The 5,113-nt window shown below is 67.7% G+C and carries 6 protein-coding genes; 1 reads left to right on the top strand and 5 read right to left on the bottom strand.

Features of this window, described 5'->3' with window-relative positions; all coding sequences use genetic code 11:
- Positions 1 to 26 precede the first annotated feature (26 nt).
- The gene (locus tag KILIM_RS21525) at positions 27 to 323 is read left to right on the top strand and encodes an addiction module antidote protein (protein ID WP_006594877.1); all 297 of its coding nucleotides are present in this window, start codon (positions 27 to 29) and stop codon (positions 321 to 323) included.
- A gap of 73 nt (positions 324 to 396) precedes the next feature.
- Here the strand turns inward: KILIM_RS21525 and KILIM_RS21520 are convergent, their stop codons facing one another.
- The 5 genes from KILIM_RS21520 to KILIM_RS21500 all read right to left on the bottom strand — a co-directional run.
- The gene (locus KILIM_RS21520) at positions 397 to 1,044 is read right to left on the bottom strand and encodes a response regulator (RefSeq protein WP_006594876.1); all 648 of its coding nucleotides are present in this window, start codon (positions 1,042 to 1,044) and stop codon (positions 397 to 399) included.
- Positions 1,041 to 2,123, bottom strand: a complete 1,083-nt coding sequence (locus KILIM_RS21515) for a sensor histidine kinase (RefSeq protein WP_255247700.1) — start codon at positions 2,121 to 2,123, stop codon at positions 1,041 to 1,043. The genes KILIM_RS21520 and KILIM_RS21515 overlap by 4 nt, the downstream gene beginning before the upstream one ends.
- A gap of 66 nt (positions 2,124 to 2,189) precedes the next feature.
- On the bottom strand, positions 2,190 to 2,642 hold the full coding sequence (locus KILIM_RS21510; protein WP_006594874.1) for a DUF6326 family protein: 453 nt from the start codon (positions 2,640 to 2,642) through the stop codon (positions 2,190 to 2,192).
- A gap of 202 nt (positions 2,643 to 2,844) precedes the next feature.
- A complete protein-coding gene (locus KILIM_RS21505; protein WP_006594873.1) occupies positions 2,845 to 4,032 on the bottom strand; it encodes a Fic family protein in 1,188 nt (395 codons plus the stop codon).
- A 734-nt stretch (positions 4,033 to 4,766) separates the two neighbouring features.
- A partial coding sequence (locus KILIM_RS21500) for a hypothetical protein (RefSeq protein ID WP_306302374.1) occupies positions 4,767 to 5,113 on the bottom strand: 347 nt, incomplete at its 5' end.

Raw genomic sequence — 5,113 nt, 5'->3', positions numbered from 1 at the left:
ACCGCTCAGATCCGAGAGGAGCAGTCATGGCAGTGACACTCAACCGCTGGGACGCCAGCGACTACCTCGAGACCACCGAGGACATGCTCGCCTACCTCGACGAAGCCGCACGCAGTGGCGACCCGGCCCTGCTCCAGGCTGCACTCGGCGACATCGCCAAGGCCAAGGGAATGAGCGAGATCGCCCGAGCCTCTGGCGTGGGCCGCGAGTCCCTCTACAAGTCGCTCAGCTCGACCGGCAACCCCTCATTCCAGACCATTGCCAAAGTCATCGACGCTCTCGGCGGTCAGCTCACTGTGACCCCCAGAACACCCGCAGTCTGAATCGCCTGGAAGAACACTTCCCAGAGAATCCGCAAGACCTGCCCTGGGCGGGCTTTGGCCTCTCCAGCCAAGTTCAGACCCGCTTGGTGTCGTAAGCCCAGATCGCCACCTCGACCCGATTGCGGGCCCCGAGTTTGGCCATCAACGAGGCGATATGCGTCTTGACGGTGCTCAGGCTGATGAAGAGCTCGGCGGCGATCTCGGCGTTGCTGCGGCCACGGGCGACGAGCACGAGCACCTCCTCTTCGCGCTCGGTGAGCGGGTGGAGGGGTTGGGTCGGCGTCGCAGGCGCTCGGTCGGCGAAGGTCTGCAGCAGGCGCCGCGTCACGTTCGGGGCAATCAGCGCATCCCCGTTGGCGGCCGCATGGATGGCCTGGACGAGGAGCTGCGGCCCGGCGTTCTTGAGAAGGAATCCGCGCGCCCCGGCCCGCAAGGCGCCGAGCACGTACTCGTCGAGGTCGAATGTCGTGATCACGACGACTGCCATCGGGTCTGTGGCGTCCGGCCCCGCCAGGCGCCGCGTCACCTCCACCCCATCGAGCCCCGGCATCAGGATGTCGATGAGGAGAACATCGGGGCGCAGCCGCGTTGCCACTTCGAGTGCCTGAAGACCGTCGGCCGCCTCCCCTACCACCTCCAGGCCAGGCTGGGCCCCGAGGATCATCACGAGCCCGGCCCGGACGAGGTCCTGGTCGTCGGCCACCACGACGCGAATGCTCACGTCGGCATTGTCGCCGGAAGAGTGGCGGCGACGGCCCATCCACCGCCGGGCTCGGGGCCGGCGGTGAGGGTTCCTCCGAGGAGCTCAGCGCGCTCGGCCATACCCCTCAGGCCGTATCCCGGTTCGGTTCCCTGCTTCGGAAGGGCGAGCCCATCATCGGTGACCCGCAACCGCACCACGTCCCCCACCCGGTCGACGTCGATCTGGACTCGGGTCGCACCCTGGGCGTGGCGAGTGGCATTGGTCAGAGATTCCCGGGCGAGCCGGTAGATCGCGGTATCGACGGGTCGGGGTAGGCCCAGCGCTGACGCGGCCACCGAGACCTCGACGGTGGGCACGCCATCTCGACGTGCGAGCGTGGCCAGGTCGGCAACCCCTTGCTGGGGTGCGTAGACGTCCCATTCGTCGGCGCGGAGCACCTGGACCATGGCCCGCATGTCCGCAAGGGTGCGAGACGCCTCGGACTCGATCGCGGCGAGTATGACTGCTGCTTGCTGGGGTTGGGTGGCGATGACGACGCTGCCGGCTTGCGCTTGCACCGCGATGGCCGAGACGTGATGAGCCACGGTGTCATGTAGCTCGCGGGCCAGAGAGAGGCGCTCCTCGTTGCGGATCTCCCGGTGCCGGCGGGCCCACAGGTCGGCGCGATACCGGAACACCGCAGCGAGGGCGATGAACAGCAGGACGAGCAGACTCCCACCGATCAGTTCAGCTCTCGCTGCTTCGGTCGCAACCATGCCCAGCGCGACGACGGCGCCGACGAACGGCAATCCGAGGACGATCTCGCGACCCGAACCCCAGCGGACCAAGGCGAAGAGCAGGATCAGGATCACGAACATGGAGCTCAGGCCCACGTCTGCACTCCTGGTCACGAGCTGGAGCACAGACAGCAGACCGGCGACACCGAAACCCACGAGGCAGGTCAGCAGGGGGTGGCTCCGACGCCGGAGGAGGGCGGGGGCGAGCGCCACGACGAGCACGGCGACGAGCGGGCGCCAGGCCAGGTCCGAGCGGGCGACGACCTCGGCCAGCGCCGCTGCCGCGAACCCGGCGGCCAGAACCCAGTCCCACCGACCCACGGGCGGAGGGTCGGTGGGACGCGGCTCGCGTAAGAGCGAACGCCATCCGGGGGTCACTGGTTCAGGCTAGGCACCCGCGGGCGTGCGGGGCCAGGTCCAGGCGGAGCGGACGATGAAGGCGAGGAGGACCAGCTCGATCGCGAGGCCCAGACCGTAGTAGAGCAGCCATTCGCCGCCGGCCAGATTGAACGCCATGTAGGGAATGAGAAGGGTGGCCACGACGAGGTTCGTGATGCGGTTGGCTCGGGCCGGCAGCGTCGTGGAGAGCACGATCATGAGGGCGGGGATCGACATGGCCGCGAGCGCACTGACCGCGAAGGTCTGGCTGATGTCGAACGTGAAGACCTTGCCCTTGAGGATGTCTTCGACCATGCCCGGCTTGTAGAGGCCGAGGAGGTCGACGTACACGTAGAGAAACATGAAGCTCGTCCAGGCTGCGGCGAGCTTCGTCTGGATGGGGACATTCGAGGTCGGCAGCGGAGTGTGAAGCGCGGTTCGGTCGGCTCGCTGGGTCGTCACGGGATGAGTCCTTTCGTCGTGGTGGCTGGATCCCTTTGTTGGTTCCTCCACGATCGATGGGAGCCGGTGTTCGACACATCGGTCCCGGGGCTCGGGTCGTCCCGTGCTCGAGGAGGGGACGCGGTCGTACTTTCGGCTGAGCCGGCGCTTCTGGCGAGGTGTTGGATCAGCCGGGCCCCGCGGGCCCACACGACGCCCCAGGTCAGCCTCGCCGCCGCGGGACTCGGGCTGCGTGGTCGTCGAGGGCTTGGAGAATGTGCGGGGAGCGCCACAACATGCCGCGGGTCTTGTGGTCGGCCCGCCCGACGAGGATGCCAGCCCTGACCAGGGCCTCGATGTGCCGGTGCACGTTGGTGCCTCCGGTGATCTGCTCCGCGAGGCCGGCGTCGATCACCGGGTGAGTGAACAGGCCCTCAGCGAGGCGTCGCGCTGCGGAGTCGGACCGCAGGCCCGCCAGGCGTTGTGCGTGGTCGTCCCGGACGGTGCGCAGATCGTGCACCAGCATCTGTCCCAGGTCGACGGCGACGCGTGAAGCGTCCGCGAACGAGGTGACGATCGGCGTGACGTCGCCGCCACGGTAGGCATCGAGCGCCGCGTAGTAGTCGTCCCGGGCGGCCAGCAGTCCGCTCGAGACCGGCACGGTGACCAGCCGCGTCAGCCCTTTGGCGCGCAGGACCGCTTGTGCGAGGGCTCGGCCCGTTCGGCCGTTGCCGTCGGGGAACGGGTGGATCGTCTCGAACTGCGCGTGGCCGATCGCCGCCTGCACGAGGACCGGGAGGTCGTCGCGCGTAAGGAAGGCGCACAGGTCGTCGATGGCGGCCGGGATTCGAGAGTGGTACGGCGCGACGAAGTCCGCCGAATGCGGCGTCGATCCGCGGCCACCGATCCACACCGCCTCCTGGCGCCAGCGCCCGGCGATGCGGGGCGCGCTGGCGCGCAGGAGGGCGTCGTGCATCTGCAGGATCGCGTTGGCGTCGAGCCGGTCGGACAGCTCGATCGCGGCCCGCATGGCAGCCGTGTTGCCGACGATCACCGCGGCGTTGCCACGCCCGGTAGTGATCTCGGCTTCGGTGATGGCACGAGCGGAGGCGCTGAGATTCTCGATCTGAGAGGACGACGCGGCCTCGCTGCGCAACAACACCGCCGAGAACGGCGCCAGCTCACCACCCATGCCAGCGTCGAAGCGGGCCAGCTCGATCGTCGCCTCATCAGCGTCAGCAGCCAGAGCCGAGGCGAGCTCGATGCCCGCGTCCGCGATGCGGGCGGGGACAGAGGCGCGGTACGGCCTGCCGAGGTGGCGCCGCTCGGCGCGCGTCATGCCGGGCACCGGCGCTTCGTCCCACTCACACTCTTCGTACGACACGGCGAAGAGGCTCGGAAGTGAGGCCATACCGCCATCATAGCTTCATTTATTGGCAGAAATGAGGATGAGTGTGCGCGGGTCGATCTCCCGAAGACCCGCTTGCCCCAGTGCACGATCGGCGTCGTGATCGTCGGGGCCACCAATCGCTGCACCCTGGCTAAGGATTCGCTGCGCCCAGGCTAAGGATTCGCTGCGCCAATCCGCGCCGCTGACCGCGCTGGTGGCGCGTGGTGATGCCGTTCGCGTGGCAGTTCATGCTCTGGTGGCCGTACGCCCCGTACGACCCGTTGGCCGCGCACGCTGTTGCAGCGACCGCACGAGTTACGACAGACGTAGCGACTTTTCGACGCACTGGGAGCCGCCGACCGATTGCGCCCACGGCCCTGACCTGCAGTAACGCGATAGGGTCAGCCAGGACGAGCCTCCCCAGTGCGTCGAGAAGTCGCTACGTCAGCTCGCACCGGCGTTCTGCGGCCGGGCGAGTGCGCGACGGATCACCTCGGTACGAGTCGGTGAGCGCTGGGCGCTGCTCACCAATCCGCTTATGTTGCGGTGGTGAACTAAGTACATGCCCCCCTTGCCCGTGATTGTCCCGAGGCGCTGACCTGCACTTTTCTGACGTCATCCCGGGCGACAGTTGGGGGCATGTACTTAGTTCACCACAAACCCAAATCAGTGATCGACGTCGGCTGCGCGACCGGGGCGCTGGGCAACCTGCTGGCAGACCGCGGCAGGCCGTCAGGGGAGTGGACCTCACGGCTCTAGCCGGTCTCACGACCCGGAAGGGGAGCGCCCCGCAGGAACGCTTCATAGGCTTCGCGCGCGTCCTCGTCGACCTGCGGGCGCTGGCTGGTGTAGCGACCGTCCGAACGGTCACGTTTCGGGCCGGACACCCAGAACTCCTCACCGGTTTCAACGTCGTAGAAGTTTGAGTCGAAGTTGGCTTCGGCCATCCCTGTCACTCGACGCAGTGTTCGCCCGTGCACGTAAGCCGTCCGCCATGTGCGCGTGAATCGCATTCGCACGATCCACGCCGGCCCGCGATCAGTGTCGTGCCCGGTCTTGAGCTGCATATACATGATTCGCTCGTACCTGCCCACGTTCCGAG

Source organism: Kineosphaera limosa NBRC 100340 (genome assembly GCF_000298215.1).
GTDB lineage: Bacteria > Actinomycetota > Actinomycetes > Actinomycetales > Dermatophilaceae > Kineosphaera > Kineosphaera limosa.
Note: the sequence above shows the minus strand (reverse complement) of the source record. Positions and strands in the feature narration are given on the sequence as shown.

What these genes read in the sequence shown, in the direction of transcription:
- KILIM_RS21525 (WP_006594877.1), top strand. Translation starts at nt 27, where the DNA reads ATGGCAGTGACACTCAACCGCTGGGACGCCAGCGACTACCTCGAGACC.
- KILIM_RS21505 (WP_006594873.1), bottom strand. Translation starts at nt 4,032, where the DNA reads ATGGCCTCACTTCCGAGCCTCTTCGCCGTGTCGTACGAAGAGTGTGAG.